The following is an 18,724-nucleotide window of genomic DNA, read 5'->3' as shown; positions in this document are numbered from 1 at the left end:
GAAGCTCACGTCTATGCTAAAAAGCATGGAACGATAGATAGGTGTAAATGCAGAAGTGATTGTGCCAGGATGTATTTTGCTTGTTTCAGAGATGAACGGATGCTCATTCATTTTCGTGACCAGCTGAAAACACATTTTATTGCGACAAAGTATAAGGTTGGGGAGAAATTTCGAGGAAAAGGAGAGATTATAATGACTGTTATTCGAGGTTTAGAAGGGGTAGTAGCAACAACATCATCTGTAAGCTCCATTATTGATGATACATTAACTTATGTGGGTTACGATATCGATGATTTAGCTGAAAATGCTACATTTGAAGAAGTCGTATATTTATTATGGCACCGCAAGCTTCCAAATGAAATGGAATTAGAAGAATTAAAAACACAATTATCCCAGCATGCAGAAGTGCCGGGGGAAATTTTAGAATATTTAAAAAACACAAACTTGAAAATAACACATCCAATGTCTGTTTTACGTACAGCGATTTCCATGCTATCATTATACGATGAAGACGCTGAGTTAATGGATGTAGAGTCCAATTATTTGAAAGCGGTTAAATTACAGGCGAAAGTTTCAACGCTTGTTGCGGCATTTGCAAGAATCCGCAAGGGGTTAGATGTTGTTGAGCCTCGCAAAGATTTAGCATTAGCTGCAAACTTTTTATATATGTTAAATAATCGTGAGCCAAATGAAGTTGAAATTGAAGCGTTTGATAAGGCGCTTGTACTTCATGCGGATCATGAATTAAATGCCTCTACTTTTACAGCGCGCGTTTGTGTAGCTACACTTTCTGATGTGTATTCCGGTATTACAGCAGCAATTGGTGCTTTAAAAGGACCACTTCATGGCGGGGCAAATGAAAATGTAATGAAGATGCTGATGGAAATCGGTGAAGAAGAAAATGTAGAATCATATATTCATAATGCGTTTGCGAATAAAGTGAAGATTATGGGCTTTGGCCATCGTGTATACCGCAATGGTGATCCACGTGCAAAACATTTACGTGAAATGTCTAAGCGTTTATGTGTGCTAACAGGGCAAGACAAGTGGTATAATATGTCTATCAAAATTGAGGAGCTTGTAACTTCAGCAAAACAGCTTCCGCCAAATGTAGATTTTTATTCTGCATCTGTTTATCATTGTTTAGGAATTGATCATGATTTATTTACACCAATCTTTGCAATCAGCCGTATGTCTGGTTGGTTAGCTCATATTCTAGAACAATATGAAAATAACCGTCTCATTCGTCCGCGTGCAGATTATAATGGTCCGATTAACCAACGCTATGTACCAATCGGCCAAAGAGCGTAATGCGCCTTTAAGAATCTGACTTTTTTGTAAAGATACAATGATTGGAATATTTAAACTTAATTTATGGTTTGAACTGAGGGGATATCCCTCAGTTTCATACATATGAAATTTCAAACATGGGGGTAATCGCAGTGACTACAGGAGAAAAAATTACCGTAACTAATGGTGTTATGAATGTACCAAACAACCCAATCATTCCTTTTATTGAAGGAGATGGAATTGGACCAGATATTTGGGCAGCAGCATCTCGTGTATTAGAGGCAGCTGTTGAAAAAGCATATAACGGCGAAAAGAAAATTGTTTGGAAAGAAGTGCTTGCTGGGGAAAAAGCATTTAATCAAACAGGTGAGTGGTTACCAGAAGAAACGTTAGAATTGATTCGCGAATATTTAATCGCAATTAAAGGGCCATTAACAACTCCTGTTGGTGGTGGCATTCGTTCTTTAAACGTAGCGCTTCGTCAAGAACTAGACTTATACGTATGTTTACGTCCTGTTCGCTACTTTGATGGTGTTCCTTCTCCTATCAAGCGTCCGGAAGATACTGATATGGTTATTTTCCGTGAGAATACAGAGGACATCTACGCTGGTATTGAATATGCACAAGGTTCTGAAGAAGTTCAAAAACTTCTTGCGTTTTTACAAAATGAAATGGGCGTGAAAAAAATCCGTTTCCCAGAAACTTCTGGACTTGGGATTAAACCGATTTCTGAAGAAGGTACAAAGCGTCTTGTTCGCGCTGCGATTCAATATGCAATTAATGAAAAACGTTCTTCTGTTACATTAGTTCATAAAGGTAACATTATGAAGTATACAGAAGGTGCATTCAAAAACTGGGGTTACGAAGTAGCAGAAAAAGAGTTTGGCGACAAAGTATTTACTTGGGCTGAATATGATCGTATTGTTGAGAAGGAAGGAAAAGATGCTGCTAATAAAGCGATGTCAGAGGCAGAAGCTGCTGGAAAAATCATCGTAAAAGATTCAATTGCAGATATCTTCTTACAACAAATTTTGACGCGTCCACGCGAGTTCGACGTTGTAGCAACAATGAACTTAAATGGCGATTATATTTCTGATGCACTTGCAGCGCAAGTTGGCGGCATCGGTATTGCACCTGGTGCTAACATTAACTATGTTACCGGACATGCTATTTTTGAAGCGACACATGGTACAGCTCCAAAATATGCAGGTTTAGATAAAGTAAATCCATCTTCAGTTCTTCTTTCAGGGGTATTAATGTTAGAGCATTTAGGATGGAATGAAGCAGCGAAACTAATTACTAATTCTGTAGAAAAAACGATTGCTTCAAAAGTGGTAACATATGACTTCGCACGCCTTATGGAAGGTGCAACTGAAGTGAAATGTTCCGAATTTGCTGATGCTCTTATTAACAATATGGACGCAGCGATTATTAAAAACTCATAATTCAAAGTGGGGGAGAAATTATGACAATCAAACGCAAAAAAGTTTCAGTCATCGGTGCAGGATTTACAGGGGCAACAACAGCATTCTTATTAGCGCAAAAAGAATTAGCAGACGTTGTATTAGTGGACATTCCGCAACTTGAAAATCCAACAAAAGGGAAAGCGTTAGATATGTTAGAAGCAAGCCCTGTACAAGGTTTCGATGCTAATATTATCGGTACATCTGATTACGTAGATACAGCTGATTCTGATGTTGTAATCATTACGGCAGGTATTGCTCGTAAGCCAGGTATGAGCCGTGATGATTTAGTAGCAACGAACTCTAAAATTATGAAAAGTGTAACGCGAGAAATTGCAAAATATTCTCCGAATACAATTATTGTTGTATTAACAAATCCAGTTGATGCAATGACATATTCTGTATTTAAAGAAGCTGGATTCCCGAAAGAGCGCGTTATCGGTCAATCTGGTGTATTAGATACAGCTCGTTTCCGTACATTTATTGCACAAGAATTAAATCTATCTGTGAAAGATATTACAGGATTTGTTCTTGGTGGACACGGCGATGAAATGGTACCGCTTGTTCGTTATTCTTATGCAGGTGGTATTCCGCTTGAAACATTAATTCCGAAAGAACGCTTAGATGCAATTGTTGAACGCACTCGTAAAGGCGGCGGTGAAATTGTAAATCTATTAGGAAACGGTAGTGCATACTACGCACCAGCTGCTTCTTTAGTAGAGATGGCAGAGGCTATCTTAAAAGACCAACGCCGCGTATTGCCAGCTATTGCATACCTTGAAGGTGAATATGGCTATAGCGATCTTTACTTAGGTGTTCCAGTTATCCTTGGCGGTAACGGAATCGAAAAGATTATTGAATTAGATCTTCTTCCAGAAGAAAAAGAAGGATTAGATCGTTCTGTAGAATCTGTACGCAGTGTAATGAAAGTTCTTGCATAAGAAAAGAAGGAAAAAGGTTCGGGGCTCCCGAATCTTTTTCCACTATTAGAGAATTATTTTTGTGAAATAGTTTGAAAGCGTTATCAAATAGGTATCCTACAATGTAAAATGTAGATTTGTAGTGAATGTGCTCTCATTGTTATAAAGATTCGTATAATATACCACTTCGAGTAGGATAATTTAAATATCGATCGGAGGGATTGTATCATGTTAAAAAAGAAAAGCAAATTAGGTCGTAAAATGGATGAAATTACAGTAGGGGAAAAGTTATCCGTTACAGAGAAAATAGAAGACAAAGATTTGTTATTATATTTAGGATTAACGAATGATTCAAATCCGTTATATATTCAGCATGACTATGCATCCCAAACTCCGTATGAAAAACCAATTGTACCAAGTGTTATGTTAACGGGGATTGTTACAACTGCGGTTACAAAATACTTACCTGGTCCAGGAAGTCATGTTGTAAGGCAAGAACTTGAATTTATAAAGCCTGTATACCATTATGCAACGCTGCAAATTCATTTTGAAGTTGTTTCCGTTTACGAGAAAGATCATTTAATTGAAATGCAAATGTTTGCGTACAATGAGAAAGAAGAAGAAGTGATGAAAGGTTTACTAACAGTAGCACCGCCGCATCATTTAACAACGATATTTGAAAGAGCGCTTGATAATTTTTGATAAAGTGAAACTTCCATCAGTGGGGGTTCTTCATCCCACATTGATGGTTAGTTGAACCAATCGGGCTTTTACGGACAGTTATCCCCCACCTATCTTCTTCGCTTTTCTCTGAATCTTGAGGTGGGGGACTTACTGTCCGTTAATGCGGGATGAAAAACAGGTGATGTGATGTCACCTGTTTTTCTTATTTAGCTTAAACGGGCAATGTTATTTAGAGAAACATGAACCTTATCCACGTGGCCATAACATAATAAATACGCCAATGATGCAAACGAAGGCTCCAGTCCAATCGAATAAGTCGGGTGTTTTTTTATCAACCCACCAACCCCACAATACACTCATTACAATAAACACGCCACCGTAAGCTGCATACACTCTTCCGAAGCTTGAGAATACTTGGAATGTAGCGATGACCCCATATAAAAATAGAATCACTCCCCCGATGATGCCGATTCCAATAGAACCGCCTTCGCGCAGCCATTTCCAAATGAGATAACCACCGCCAATTTCAGCCAAACCCGCAAGAAAAAAGATAATAAATGCTTTTAACATAAGAGTCCTTTCTATAAAAATGTATTTTGTTGTATAAAGGTAACATAAAGTGGAGCATAAGTCAGTAGGGAGGACTGCCCGTTAATGCGGGATAAACTCTTATTTTTCAAAGTACAATTTTATTGAGAGGGGTATTGTTTTCTAGTATGATGGAAATGTCGGGGAAGAATACTAGGGTGAAGAATGTTTAAGAGTCTATAACCTGGAGGAAAAGAATGAGCAATCGAATTTTAGTCGTGGACGATGAGGAGTTTATCTTAACTTTAATCGAATTTAATCTGCAGCAAGCAGGGTTTGAAGTCATAACAGCGATGGATGGAGAAACAGCGCTGCATAAAGCACAGACGGAACGTCCGGATCTGATTATATTAGATTTAATGCTTCCAAAAATGGATGGAATGGAAGTTTGTAAAGAACTGCGCCTGCAGCGTATTATGACACCTATTTTAATGTTAACAGCAAAAGATGATGAGTTTGATAAAGTGTTAGGTCTTGAGCTTGGAGCGGATGACTATATGACAAAGCCGTTCAGTCCAAGAGAAGTGGTTGCGCGTGTAAAGGCTATTTTGCGCCGTACGAAACTCCACGATGAACAAGTGCCGGAAGTAGAAGATGAAAATAGTATTATAATTGCTGAATTAAGAATTTTACCGGATTTTTATGAAGCATATTTCCAAGGGGAAAAGTTAGAACTTACACCAAAAGAATTTGAATTACTTGTATATTTAGCGAGACATAAAAGCCGCGTGTTAACTCGCGATCAGCTGTTAAGTGCTGTATGGAATTATGATTTTGCTGGGGATACACGTATTGTTGATGTTCATATTAGTCACTTGCGAGATAAAATCGAAAAAAATACAAAAAAACCAACTTATATTAAAACAATCCGCGGATTAGGTTACAAATTGGAGGAGCCAAAAGGGGATGAATAAATTTCGCTCAAGGCTTCTCTTTACGTTTATTTCTCTAATTGTTCTTATTTTTGTAGGGACAGGATTATTGCTTGAAAAAGTATTGGAAGGATTTTATGTTGATCGTTTCCATGAGAGATTGGAGAAAGAAACGCAGTACGTTGCTTCTGTTGTCGAAGCGGAAGGAATTGATAACGTCCTTAAGAAACCAAATGTATTTTTGAAATTTGAAGAGCAGTTTGGTGTATATGTAACGTTTGTAAATGAACAAAAACAAATTCAATATGAGACTGTAAATCAACAGGCGGTACCACGTAAAGAAGTGATGGAAGACCTTCTTCCAGAAGCAAGAAAACAAACGCATACAGTTGTGATGAAGGAAACAAAGGATGAACACTCATATTACTATGCTACGTTTATCCAAGATGCACAGGGGGAGAAAGGGTATATCATTATTAATGCTTCTATTCAGTCCTTGAAAACTGTGCATCAAAAAACATGGGGCATAGTAATTCTTGGTTTTATCACTTCTTTCTTTATTATTGTGTTTCTTGTTATGAGAATTACAGGGCAGTATATTAGACCGATTGAGTCTGTTACAAAAGTAGCTATTGAACTTGCGAAAGGAAACTATAAAGCACGTGCTTATGAAAGTCATTCGGATGAGACGGGAATGCTCAGCAAGGCAATCAACGTTTTAGCGCGTAATTTACAAGAGATGACGTTAGAGCAAGAAATGCAGCAAGATCGGCTGCATACACTCATTGAAAATATGGGAAGCGGTATGATTTTAATTGATAGCCGCGGCCATGTTAGTCTTGTCAATCGTTCTTATAAAGAGATTTTTCATGTAACAGATGAAGAGTATTTACATCGTTTATATTATGAGGCATTTACGCACAAAGAAATTGTCGAACTTGTGGAAGAAATTTTTATGACAGAGGTCAAAGTACGGAAGCAAATGTTGTTGCCTCTTGAAATTGAAAGAAAACACTTTGAAGTGTATGGTGCTCCAATTATTGGAACAAACCATGAATGGAAAGGGATTGTACTTGTCTTTCATGATATTACGGAGCTTAAGAAACTTGAGCAAATGCGTAAAGATTTCTTGGCAAATGTGTCACATGAACTGAAAACGCCCATTACTTCTATTAAAGGATTTTCAGAAACGTTGCTTGATGGAGCGATGGAAAATCAGCAATTTCTTGAGCATTTCTTACATATTATTTTGAAAGAAAGCGACCGAATGCAAATGCTAATTGAAGACTTACTAGATTTATCGAAAATTGAGCAACAAGGATTTCGATTAAATATGGGAGTTGTCGACTTAAAAGGGTTATTAGAAGAAGTCGGTATTATATTAGAAAATAAAGCAAATGATAAAGACATTCGTTTACATGTCGATGTGAATGAGCATATCTCTGTTGTAGGAGATGCAGAACGATTGAAACAAGTCTTTATTAATTTAATGAATAACGCAATTTTATATACGCCAGCAGGCGGAACTGTTTCTGTTAGGCTTTCGTATGATAGTCAAAACGTATATATAAAGGTGTCTGACACAGGGATTGGAATAGAAAAAGAAGAAATCCCTCGTATTTTTGAGCGTTTTTATCGCGTTGATAAAGCGCGCAGCCGTAATACAGGCGGCACGGGACTTGGATTGTCTATTGTGAAACATTTAGTTGAAGCGCATCATGGGATGATTACTGTAGAAAGTGCAATTGGGGTTGGAACGACTTTTACTGTTACCCTTCAAAAGTACAGTAAGTAGATATTTACATTATATTAACAATAGCTTCACTTTATATTAATAAAGGTCTGTTACTATAATACATGAAAACCCCTTCATCCAAGGAGTAGTTTTGGACGAGAATAAGGAGACTTATTCTCGTCACTTCCCTTTTTTAATGGTATTTCTTCTTTTGAAATGTATTCATGTATGCTATGTTATACCGATATATATGCTGTTGTATTTCAAGAGTAAGAAAGAATTCCACCTATATGATGCTGAATATAATATATGAAGAAAGCCGTTGTTTTTCTTCTCTCTTCTAGTCGTGGTAATATAGAGAGAAGAAAAGGAACGGTTTTTTCTATGTATTGAGAAATCGTTTTAATTTTTTACGGGGAGGTTTTTCAAATTGGAAAAGAAAGTCGTTTTAGTTGATGGAAATAATATTGCGTATCGCGCTTTCTTTGCGTTGCCGCTTTTAAACAACGACAAAGGTATACATACAAATGCCATTTATGGTTTTACGATGATGTTAATGAGAATTCTAGAAGAAGAAAAGCCAACGCATATGCTCGTTGCATTTGATGCAGGGAAAACAACGTTTCGTCATAAAACATTTAGTGAGTATAAGGGTGGCCGTCAAAAAACACCACCAGAACTATCAGAGCAATTTCCATTCATTCGTGAAATGTTAGATGCATTTCATGTGCCTCGTTACGAATTAGAGAACTACGAAGCAGATGACATTATGGGAACATTGGCAAAAGAAGCGAGTGAGCAAGGGGTTCCAGTAAAAGTCATTTCCGGAGATAAAGATTTGCTTCAGCTCGTTTCAGACAATACCCGCGTTTGTATTCCGCGTAAAGGGATTACAGAAGTGGACGAGTATACAAAAGAAACATTATTTGAAAAATATAGTTTATCTCCAAAGCAAATTATCGATATGAAAGGGCTGATGGGAGATCAGTCAGATAATATCCCAGGTGTCCCAGGTGTCGGTGAGAAGACGGCAATTAAATTGTTAACACAATTTGAAACAGTGGAAGCTGTATATGAAAATTTAGACAAAGTGAGCGGTAAGAAATTAAAAGAAAAGCTTCAAGAAAATAAAGAGCAAGCATTGATGAGTAAAGAGTTAGCAACAATTATTACTGATGCCCCAATTACGATTCAATTAGATGATATTGCTTATAACGGACATGATAATAGCGATATTATTCCAATGTTTGAGAACTTAGGGTTTCATTCTTTATTGACTAAGTTAGGAGCACCGATTGCAGAAACGCCAGCAGCTGAGCTGGATGATATCTCATTTGAAATTGTAGAAGAAGTAACGGAAGAAATGTTGCAACAAGATAGTGCGCTCATTGTAGAAGTGCAAGAAGACAATTATCACGGAGCGAATATTCAAGGATTTGGTATTCAAAATGAAAATGGATGTTACTTTGTTCCGACTGATATCGCTCTTCAATCACAATCGTTTACGAATTGGTTAGCGAATCCAGAGATGAAGAAGTATACATTTGATGCTAAGCGTGCAATTGTTGCGTTAAAGTGGAAAGGCTATGAAATAAAGGGAATTGATTTTGATTTATTAATTGCAGCTTACTTACTTGATCCAGCGGAAACGGATAAAGATTTTCGTGCCGTTGCGAAAATGAAAGATACACATGCTGTGCAATCAGATGAAGAAGTGTATGGAAAAGGTGCAAAACGAGCTGTACCAGAGCAGACAGTTGTAGCGGAGCACGTAGCGCGAAAAGTGCATGTGTTATACGATGTACAGCAATCATTTGCTGAAGAACTGAAAAAGAATGAGCAGTATGAATTATTTACAGAGTTGGAAATGCCGCTTTGCCGCGTATTAGCTGAAATGGAATGTAAAGGTGTTGCAGTTGATACAAATCGTCTCCGCAATATGGGGGATGAATTGGCCGCGCAGCTCAAGAAAATGGAAGAAGAAATTTACGAGCTTGCAGGAACGGAATTCAATATTAATTCACCGAAACAACTTGGTGTGATCTTGTTTGAAAGCTTAAACTTACCGGTTATAAAAAAGACAAAAACAGGTTATTCTACATCAGCTGATGTGCTTGAAAAATTAATGGAGCATCATGAAATTATTCCGAAAATCTTACACTATCGTCAGCTGGGAAAATTAAATTCTACGTATATTGAAGGTTTGCTGAAAGTTGTTTATACAGATTCGTCTAAAATTCATACACGTTTTAATCAAGTATTAACACAAACGGGACGTTTAAGTTCAACAGATCCAAACTTACAAAACATTCCGATTCGTTTAGAAGAAGGAAGAAAAATACGTCAAGCATTTATTCCATCAAAAAAAGATTGGATCATGTTTGCAGCGGATTATTCTCAAATTGAATTACGCGTTTTGGCACATATTTCAAGAGATAATGGCTTGATTGAAGCATTCCAACATGATATGGATATTCACACAAAAACAGCGATGGATGTATTTGGAGTTGAAAAAGAGGGCGTAACCTCTAATATGAGACGACAAGCGAAAGCTGTAAATTTCGGAATTGTATACGGAATTAGTGATTATGGTTTATCGCAAAATCTTGGCATTACAAGAAAAGCAGCAGCTGATTTCATTCAAAAGTATTTTGAGAGTTTTCCAGGAGTAAAGGAATATATGGATGATATTGTGCAAGAGGCGAAGCAAACAGGATATGTATCTACATTGTTGAACCGTCGCCGTTACATTCCAGAAATTACGAGCCGCAATTTTAATCTGCGCAGCTTTGCAGAACGCACGGCAATGAATACACCTATTCAAGGAAGTGCTGCGGACATTATTAAGAAAGCGATGATTATTATGGCGGATCGACTAGAAGAAGAAGGATTACAAGCTCGTCTTCTTCTGCAAGTGCACGATGAACTTATTTTTGAAGTGCCTCAAGAGGAAGTAGAAAAGCTAGAGAAACTTGTACCTGAAGTAATGGAGCACGCGATTGAGCTTTCTGTTCCATTAAAGGTTGATTACTCATATGGTCCAACATGGTACGATGCAAAATAAGGAAGTGATAGTATGCCAGAACTACCAGAGGTTGAAAATGTAAGGCGAACGTTAGAGAAACTCGTCAGAGGAAAGACGATTGAAGAAGTTATTGTAACATACCCAAATTTAGTGAAAGAACCAGATGACGCCGAACTTTTCAAAGAGATGCTGCGCGGAGAAATGATTGAAGAAGTCGGACGTCGCGGTAAGTTTCTTCTCATATATGTAACCCGTTATGTCATTGTTTCTCATTTGCGAATGGAAGGGAAATATATGCTGCACGAAGCAGATGATCCAGTTGATAAACATACACACGTCCGTTTTCGTTTTACAGACGGTACGGAACTTCGTTATAAAGATGTACGTAAATTCGGTACGATGCATCTTTTCGAAAAAGGATCAGAGCTTACAGTCATGCCGCTTGTAGATTTAGGGCCAGAGCCTTTTTCGGGTGAATTAACACCAGCGTATTTACGAGAAAGAATGCAAAAAACCGCTCGGAAAGTAAAAGTTGTTTTGTTAGATCAACGCATTGTAGTTGGTCTTGGCAATATATATGTAGATGAAGTATTATTCCGGTCACGTATTCATCCAGAGCGAGAAGCGTCTTCTTTAACGAATGAGGAATTTGAAACGTTGTATAAAGAAATTGTTGCAACATTAACAGAAGCGGTAGAGCGTGGTGGAAGTACAATTCGTACGTATATGAATTCGCAAGGACAAATTGGTTCATTTCAAGAACGCCTTTACGTATATGGAAGAAAAGGTGAACCATGTGTAACATGCGGCACTACACTTGAAAAAACAGTTGTTGGCGGACGCGGTACACATTATTGCCCTGTTTGTCAGTTGAAAAGTTAAACAAACAAAACATCAGTAAAAATACTTATTGATGACAGCATCATTTTATCCCGCTATTCGCGGACAGTAAGACCCCCACCTTCAAGATGCAGAGAGAAGCAGGGAAGCTAGGTGGGGGATAACTGTCCGTAAAAGCCCGATTGGTGAGAGCTTTCCATCAGTGGGGATGAAGAAAACCTCACTGATGGAAGTTTCAATATATTTTTTGTAATAACATCGGATAGGCTTCTGTCATATATATACAACAAAGCTATGTATAGGGAAGGAGCTTATCGATGTATCATTATTTCTCTCTTATTTTATTAGCTTTTACGCTAAGTTTAGATAGCTGCAGTGTGGGGCTTACATATGGGCTCCGCAACGTCCGAATTCCACTGAAATCTATTATTGTAATCGGGATTTGTTCAGCTGTTGTGATGATATTATCAATGGGAATCGGGCATATGATTGCACAAGTTTTTTCGCCGGTGCTTGCGACAAGAATTGGAGGATTGGTTCTCGTAGCAATCGGTGCGTGGGTGTTGTATCAATTTTTTCAAAGTGATAAAAAAGAGGAAGCACCGCAAGAAGAAAAAGTATGGAACTTAGAAATTGCTTCTCTCGGCCTTGTCATTCAAATTTTGCGAAAACCGACTGTTGCTGATTTTGATAAATCTGGGACAATTTCGGGGGTGGAAGCACTTCTTCTTGGTATGGCGCTTTCATTAGATTCATTTGGAGCAGGTATTGGGGCGTCTTTACTTGGATATTCTCCATTTACGATGGCGGGATTAGTTGCGGTAATGAGCTCGTTATTTTTATTTATTGGAATGAAGGCGGGAACGATATTATCAAATATGCGATGGCTACAAAAGCTTACGTTTTTGCCGGGTATATTACTTATTATTATTGGAATTTGGAAAATGTAAGAGGAGACGTGAACTGATGTTTCACGTCTCTATTTTTAAAGGATACGAATCTATCCCGCTATTCGCGGGCAGTTATCCCCCACCTCAAGGTGCAGAGAGAAGCGAGGAAGCTAGGTGGGGGATAACTGCTGGCATGTGCCTGATTGGACGGGCTCTCCAGCAGTGGGAAATGAAGAAAACCCCACTGCTGGAAGTTTCACTTATAAAAGTTGGAGATGTCTAGCTTCAGCACTTGTTTTGCTAAACAGGATGCTTAAGCTTTTCTTAAGGGGGAATTTTGATGACAGTTGTAATTGGATTAACAGGCGGCATTGCAAGTGGAAAAAGTACAGTATCACAAATGTTTCAAGGTTTTCATGTTCCAGTTATTGATGCAGATATTATTGCGAGGGAAGTTGTAGAACCAGGGAAGGAAGCGTATAACGAAATTGTAACAGCATTTGGGAAAGAAGTGCTGGGGGAAAATGGAGAACTAGATCGTCCGAAGCTTGGTGGCATCGTATTTCATAATGAAGAAAAACGTTTGCTGTTAAACGGTATTGTTCACCCTGCTGTACGAAAAGAAATGAATGCACAAAAGGATATGTACATAAGAGAAAAAGCGCAAGCGGTTGTGCTCGATATTCCACTTTTATTTGAGAGTAAATTAACAGGTCTGGTAGATAAAATTTTGCTAGTTTATGTTGATAGTGAGACTCAGCTTACAAGATTAATGGAGCGCAACAATTTTAAAGAAGAAGAGGCAAAGGCTCGTATTGCTTCGCAAATGCCGCTAGAAGATAAAATCACATTAGCGGATGAAGTGATTAATAATAATGGCACAATGGAAGAGACGAAAGCCCAATTAAGTCGCATTTTAAAAGAATGGAACATTATTAAATAAAAAAATTTAAAAATGATGAAATTGTTTAGTGACATATCTTCTTTTTGTGTTATACTATTATTGGGATTGGAGATAAATAGTATAACGCAATCAAGGGGGATAACATATTATGATTCGTGTGGCAATTAATGGTTTTGGACGTATTGGGAGAATGGTGTTTCGCCAAGCTATAAAAGAAAGCGCATTCGAAATTGTAGCGATTAATGCGAGCTACCCATCTGAAACGTTAGCACATTTAATTAAATATGATACAGTTCATGGTAAATTTGATGGTACAGTAGAAGCGTTTGAAGATCATTTATTAGTAGATGGCAAAATGATTCGCCTTTTAAACAACCGCGATCCAAGAGAATTGCCTTGGAAAGAAATGGGAGTAGACGTTGTAATTGAAGCAACGGGTAAGTTTAACTCCAAGGAAGGCGCAAGTCTTCACGTAGAAGCTGGTGCGAAAAATGTTATTTTAACTGCACCAGGAAAAAATGAAGATGTAACAGTTGTTGTTGGTGTAAACGATGAACAACTTGATATTACAAAACATATCGTTATTTCAAATGCGTCTTGTACAACAAACTGTTTAGCACCTGTTGTAAAGGTGTTAGATGAGCAGTTTGGAATTGAAAACGGTTTAATGACGACAGTTCATGCTTATACAAATGACCAAAAAAATATTGATAATCCACATAAAGATTTACGTAGAGCACGTGCATGTGGTCAATCTATCATTCCAACAACGACAGGTGCTGCGAAAGCGTTAGCAAAAGTTCTTCCACATCTAAACGGAAAACTTCATGGGATGGCACTTCGCGTTCCAACACCAAACGTATCTCTTGTTGACTTAGTTGTGGATGTAAAGCGCGATGTAACAGTGGAAGAAATTAATGAAGCGTTCATGACAGCAGCTAACGGTGCGTTAAAAGGAATTGTCGCATTTAGTGATGAGCCTCTTGTTTCTATAGATTTTAATACAAATACACATTCCGCAATCGTTGATGGTTTATCTACAATGGTAATGGGTGAGCGCAAAGTGAAAGTACTTGCTTGGTACGACAACGAATGGGGTTATTCTCGTCGTGTTGTAGATCTTGTAAAGCTTGTTGTAGATCAATTTGCGAAACAAGAAAACGTACAACATATTTAATAGATGAGAAAAGGGCAAGCGTTAGCTAGCCTTTTTCTTTTTTTTTATGAAAGGAAAAGAATACATATGCTTTTTCTTTGTAAATCGCCTAAAAAAGCTATAATTACTGTGATTTGGAATCTTTTCTTTTGTTTTCGGAGAAAAGTAAAAGAGAAAGTGTCATCGAAAAAATAAAAAACTGTTGTTGCAAAATGAAAATAAACAAAGTATACTAACATTCGTAAACTTAAGAGCTGAGGTGGTAGTCACTACTTAAAGGGTTAGGACCTCTCTGGACTAACTTTCCCCCGTGGTAGTGGAGCAAGCCAAATTGCAAATTAGTTTTCAATTCGAACAGTTAGATTAAATTTATAAGGGGGAACTGTAGAATGGATACTATGGATACTATGGGTCGTCACGTAATCGCGGAACTTTGGGATTGCGATTTCGACAAACTTAATGATATGCCTTATATTGAAAAATTATTTGTGGATGCAGCACTTCGAGCAGGCGCTGAAGTACGTGAGGTTGCTTTCCATAAATTTGCACCACAAGGTGTAAGTGGGGTTGTAATTATTTCTGAATCTCACTTAACAATCCACAGCTTTCCAGAACATGGTTATGCAAGTATTGATGTATATACTTGCGGAGATCGCATTGATCCGAATGTTGCTGCAGAGTACATCGCTGAAGGTTTGAGCGCAAAAACGAGAGAGAGCATTGAACTTCCTCGTGGTACAGGTAGCTTCGAAATTAAACAAAGAGAGACAAAAGCTCTTTAAAAAAGAAGATAAGTGATTTAAAATGTAAAGAGGTGTATTATACACCTCTTTTTAATTTATCTGCTATTTGCGGACAGTAAGACCCACACTGATGGAAGTCTGGGTAAATTAATTGTTAGAAAGATAAAAAAGAATAACGTACATAAGTATATTTGATTAAGGGTTTATAATATAGAAGAGATAATTCTTGTTTATAATGTTTTGGTTTTGTTAAGATAAAATTAAATTGTAAAGGAGTGAATGGATTGCGTTGTCCATCCTGTTTTCACAATGGTACGAGAGTATTGGATTCGCGTCCAGTTGACGAAGGGCGATCGATTCGTAGAAGAAGAGAGTGCGAAAGTTGTCTCAATCGCTTTACAACATTTGAACGTGTCGAGGAGCCGCCACTAATTGTTGTAAAGAAAGAAGGAATGCGAGAAGAGTTTAACAAAGAGAAAATTTTGCGCGGTTTAATTAAAGCGTGTGAAAAACGACCTGTATCTTTAAAACAACTAGAAGAAATCACGCAACATGTAGAACGTGAATTGCGTAACTTAGGAATGTCAGAAGTAAAAAGCGATATGATTGGTGAAATGGTCATGGAAGAGCTTCGTGATATTGATGATGTTGCATATGTACGTTTTGCATCTGTTTATCGACAATTTAAAGATTTGAACGTATTTATTGAAGAATTAAAAGATATACTTCAAAAAGAACGAAAATAAAAGAGCTAGAAGCGTAAGCTATTAGCTCTTTTTTTCACTAATAAGTAGTAACGAACGGAAATATAAATCACATATATCCCGCTATTTGCGGGCCGTAAGATCTCTACCTCGAAATTCTGAGAAAACAAAGAAGAAAGGTGGAGGACAACTGCTGGCATGCGCCCGATTGGTGAGAACTTTCCATCGGTGAGCCCTTCACTGATGGAAGTTTCACTTTATCCCGCATTAACGGACAGTAAGACTCCCACCTCAAGATTCAGAGAAAAGTGAAGAAGAGAGGTAGGGGATAACTGTCCGTAAAAGCCCGATTGGTTCAACTAACCATCAGTGGGGGATGAAAAACCCCCCCACTGATGGAAGTTTCACTTTATGATAAGAATGGATAACAGAAAGGATTTGCAAGAATGGAAAGACAGTCATGGATGGAGTTACTGCCAATTGACCGTTATAAAGTAAGTGCAAGAGGACTGCTCAGTAATTATGACCGTAAAGTGCTTACGATGCTATATCAACCGCTAATCGGTAGTAAAGCTTTTAGTTTATATATGACATTGTGGGGAGAATTGGAGCAGGATCGTTTATTTGGAAGAGAAAATACACACCATTCTATTATGGTAACGATGCAAATGCAGCTCCCAGATATTTATGAAGAACGTATAAAACTAGAGGCAATTGGACTTTTAAATGTGTATATGAAAAAAGAAAAAGATATTCGCATGTTTATTTATGAGTTGCAGCCACCTCTCATGCCGAAGCAATTTTTTGATGATATTGTATTAAGTATTTTTTTATATAACCGCTTAAGCAAGGCAAAATACAATCAAGTAAAGCAATATTTTTTAGAAGAAGAATTTGACTTTGTTTCTTATGAAAATATGACACGATCCTTTAATGATGTGTTTGGCTCGTTTAATCCAGGACAAGTTGAGTATGCCAAGGAAGAATTGCTTATACCAAATGCAACTGTGATGCCGGGCAGAGCGCAGGGTAATGCACCTAAGCTCTGGAATGATTTCTTTGATTTTTCATTATTTGTAGAAGGATTATCAGCACTCGTTCCGCGCAAAGCCATTACAGAACAGATGCGTGAATGTGTGATGACATTAGCTTACGTATACGGGATTGATCCGTTATCCATGCAAAATATTGTTCTTGGTGCTGTTACAGAACATCATACAATTGATATGGAGCGACTGCGAAAAGGTGCGCGTGATTGGTACCAATTTGAGAATGGACAAGCGCTCCCAGTATTTAGTGAACGAACGCAGCCATTGCATGCGCGGACGATGAAAGAGAAAGAGCCGAAAACACAAGAAGAAATGCTCATTAAACAGTTAGAAGAAATTTCGCCAAGAGAGTTATTAAAAGAAATTTCGGGCGGAGCTGAGCCGACGAAAGCTGATTTGCAAATTATTGAAGAAGTGATGTTGAATCAAAAGCTCACACCAGGCGTTGTAAATGTGCTGATTTATTATGTGATGCTTCGTTCTGATATGAAATTGGCTAAAACATATGTTGAGAAGATTGCAGGACACTGGGCAAGGAAGAAAGTAGGCACAGTGTCAGAAGCGATGGCTTTAGCAAAAGAAGAGAATCGCCAATATCAAGAATGGGCTGAGACGAAGAAAAAAGGCCGTACATCGAAGAAACTAGTACGGAAAGAAATGGTGCCGGATTGGCTTAAGGAAGAAGCGAAAGAAGAATCTAAAGGGCAATCGCAAGATCGTGTAAGTTCAAAAGAAAATCCAAGCAAGCTAGAAGAAGAACGAAAGAGACTAGAAGAAGTACTAAAAAAATATAAGCGTGATTAGTAGAGGAGAATGAACGCTCTTTGAGGTGAAAAAATGGAGCATATTCAAAATTCATTTGCAAAATTGATGCAAAACGAAAATTTTAAAAATAGATATGAAGTGTTAAAAGAAGAAGTTATGGCACATCCCCGTGTGAAAGAATTTGTGGAAGAACATAAAGGGGAAGTAACGACTTCTATGATAGAACGAAGTCTTGTGAAACTGTATGAATATATTGGACAAAGTGTTGGATGCACAGATTGTCCGAACTTAGAATCATGTAAAAATATGATTCAAGGATACGAGCCAAAATTGATTATTCAAGGTAAGATGATTGATATTCAGTATGATCGTTGTGTGAGAAAAGTAGCTTATGATGAGAGAAAGAAATATGAAAAATTAGTGCAGAGTGTCTATATGCCAAGTGATATTTTGAAGGCTTCTATGGAAAATTTAGACCCATCGGATTTAGATGCGCGTATTGATGCGATTGATGCAGCGAATGAATTTTTAAGTGCGTATGAACCAGGGAAAAAAGTACAGGGTTTATATCTCTACGGTAAATTTGGTGTAGGAAAAACGTATCTCTTAGGAGCAATTGCAAATGAATTAGCCTTAAAAAAGGTAAGTTCAATGATTGTATACTTACCAGAATTTTTACGGGAAATTAAAAGTTCACTGCAAGATAACACGATAGGTGAAAAGATTGATGCTGTGAAGCGTGTACAAGTCTTAATGTTAGATGATATTGGGGCAGAAGCAATGTCCAGCTTTGTACGTGATGATGTCCTCGGCGCCATCTTACAATTTCGCATGTTGGAAAATTTACCGACGTTCTTTACATCAAACTTTGATTTTAAAGAGTTAGAACATCATCTAACATATACGCAGCGCGGAGAAGCAGAAGAAATGAAAGCGGCCCGTATTATGGAGCGGATTAAATATTTAGCGAAGCCGATTCCTATTGGTGGGAAAAACCGCCGGCATACGTAAAGAGCAAGCAGTGAGCTTGCTCTTTATTTTTTTGGAAGGAAATATAATAAAGCATTACTTTGAATGATAAATTACTTTACGCTTG

At 37.7% G+C, this 18,724-nt stretch carries 16 protein-coding genes; 15 read left to right on the top strand and 1 reads right to left on the bottom strand.

What is annotated here, in order from left to right; genetic code table 11:
* The first annotated feature begins 192 nt into the window (after positions 1-192).
* The 4 genes from citZ to NKR74_RS19410 all read left to right on the top strand — a co-directional run bounded on the left by citZ (position 193) and on the right by NKR74_RS19410 (position 4,375).
* A complete protein-coding gene (gene citZ / locus NKR74_RS19425; RefSeq protein ID WP_098305493.1) occupies positions 193-1,311 on the top strand; it encodes a citrate synthase in 1,119 nt (372 codons plus the stop codon).
* Between the two features lie 131 nt (positions 1,312-1,442).
* A complete protein-coding gene (gene icd, locus NKR74_RS19420; RefSeq protein WP_141524944.1) occupies positions 1,443-2,735 on the top strand; it encodes an NADP-dependent isocitrate dehydrogenase in 1,293 nt (430 codons plus the stop codon).
* A 20-nt stretch (positions 2,736-2,755) separates the two neighbouring features.
* Entirely contained in the window at positions 2,756-3,694 is a 939-nt protein-coding gene (gene mdh / locus NKR74_RS19415) for a malate dehydrogenase (protein WP_098305331.1), read from the top strand.
* Positions 3,695-3,901: 207 nt separating this feature from the next.
* Entirely contained in the window at positions 3,902-4,375 is a 474-nt protein-coding gene (locus NKR74_RS19410; RefSeq protein WP_098305329.1) for a MaoC family dehydratase, read from the top strand.
* Positions 4,376-4,603: 228 nt separating this feature from the next.
* On the opposite strand, the gene NKR74_RS19405 is transcribed toward NKR74_RS19410, so the two are convergent.
* Positions 4,604-4,927: a YnfA family protein gene (locus NKR74_RS19405; protein ID WP_098305327.1), complete on the bottom strand. Its 324-nt coding sequence runs from the start codon at positions 4,925-4,927 to the stop codon at positions 4,604-4,606.
* A gap of 215 nt (positions 4,928-5,142) precedes the next feature.
* Here NKR74_RS19405 and NKR74_RS19400 point away from each other — a divergent pair, with 215 nt between their 5' ends.
* The 11 genes from NKR74_RS19400 to dnaI all read left to right on the top strand — a co-directional run bounded on the left by NKR74_RS19400 (position 5,143) and on the right by dnaI (position 18,639).
* Entirely contained in the window at positions 5,143-5,859 is a 717-nt protein-coding gene (locus NKR74_RS19400) for a response regulator transcription factor (protein WP_253630546.1), read from the top strand.
* Positions 5,852-7,612, top strand: coding sequence for a two-component system histidine kinase PnpS (gene pnpS / locus NKR74_RS19395; protein WP_253630545.1), 1,761 nt, complete (start codon positions 5,852-5,854; stop codon positions 7,610-7,612). Before NKR74_RS19400 ends, pnpS begins: the two co-directional genes overlap by 8 nt.
* A gap of 370 nt (positions 7,613-7,982) precedes the next feature.
* On the top strand, positions 7,983-10,616 hold the full coding sequence (polA, locus tag NKR74_RS19390) for a DNA polymerase I (RefSeq protein ID WP_253630544.1): 2,634 nt from the start codon (positions 7,983-7,985) through the stop codon (positions 10,614-10,616).
* Positions 10,617-10,628: 12 nt separating this feature from the next.
* Positions 10,629-11,459 carry a DNA-formamidopyrimidine glycosylase gene (gene mutM, locus NKR74_RS19385; RefSeq protein WP_098305319.1) on the top strand — a complete coding sequence of 277 codons (831 nt, stop codon included), beginning with the start codon at positions 10,629-10,631 and terminating at the stop codon, positions 11,457-11,459.
* A gap of 275 nt (positions 11,460-11,734) precedes the next feature.
* The gene (gene ytaF, locus NKR74_RS19380) at positions 11,735-12,367 is read left to right on the top strand and encodes a sporulation membrane protein YtaF (RefSeq protein WP_098305317.1); all 633 of its coding nucleotides are present in this window, start codon (positions 11,735-11,737) and stop codon (positions 12,365-12,367) included.
* 280 nt (positions 12,368-12,647) lie between these two features.
* Positions 12,648-13,250: a dephospho-CoA kinase gene (gene coaE / locus NKR74_RS19375; RefSeq protein ID WP_098305313.1), complete on the top strand. Its 603-nt coding sequence runs from the start codon at positions 12,648-12,650 to the stop codon at positions 13,248-13,250.
* Between the two features lie 109 nt (positions 13,251-13,359).
* Complete coding sequence (locus NKR74_RS19370; protein WP_098305311.1) at positions 13,360-14,388, top strand: glyceraldehyde-3-phosphate dehydrogenase; 1,029 nt, start codon at positions 13,360-13,362, stop codon at positions 14,386-14,388.
* Between the two features lie 377 nt (positions 14,389-14,765).
* Positions 14,766-15,149: an adenosylmethionine decarboxylase gene (speD, locus tag NKR74_RS19365; protein WP_176524508.1), complete on the top strand. Its 384-nt coding sequence runs from the start codon at positions 14,766-14,768 to the stop codon at positions 15,147-15,149.
* Between the two features lie 245 nt (positions 15,150-15,394).
* Positions 15,395-15,856, top strand: coding sequence for a transcriptional regulator NrdR (gene nrdR / locus NKR74_RS19360; protein WP_098305307.1), 462 nt, complete (start codon positions 15,395-15,397; stop codon positions 15,854-15,856).
* A 404-nt stretch (positions 15,857-16,260) separates the two neighbouring features.
* The gene (locus tag NKR74_RS19355) at positions 16,261-17,667 is read left to right on the top strand and encodes a replication initiation and membrane attachment family protein (protein ID WP_253630543.1); all 1,407 of its coding nucleotides are present in this window, start codon (positions 16,261-16,263) and stop codon (positions 17,665-17,667) included.
* Between the two features lie 33 nt (positions 17,668-17,700).
* Entirely contained in the window at positions 17,701-18,639 is a 939-nt protein-coding gene (dnaI, locus tag NKR74_RS19350; protein WP_098305303.1) for a primosomal protein DnaI, read from the top strand.
* Positions 18,640-18,724: the final 85 nt, after the last annotated feature.

Origin of the sequence: Bacillus sp. 3103sda1 (assembly GCF_024159135.1) — a bacterium.
In the GTDB taxonomy this organism is placed as follows: domain Bacteria; phylum Bacillota; class Bacilli; order Bacillales; family Bacillaceae_G; genus Bacillus_A; species Bacillus_A rhizoplanae.
Note: the sequence above shows the minus strand (reverse complement) of the source record. Positions and strands in the feature narration are given on the sequence as shown.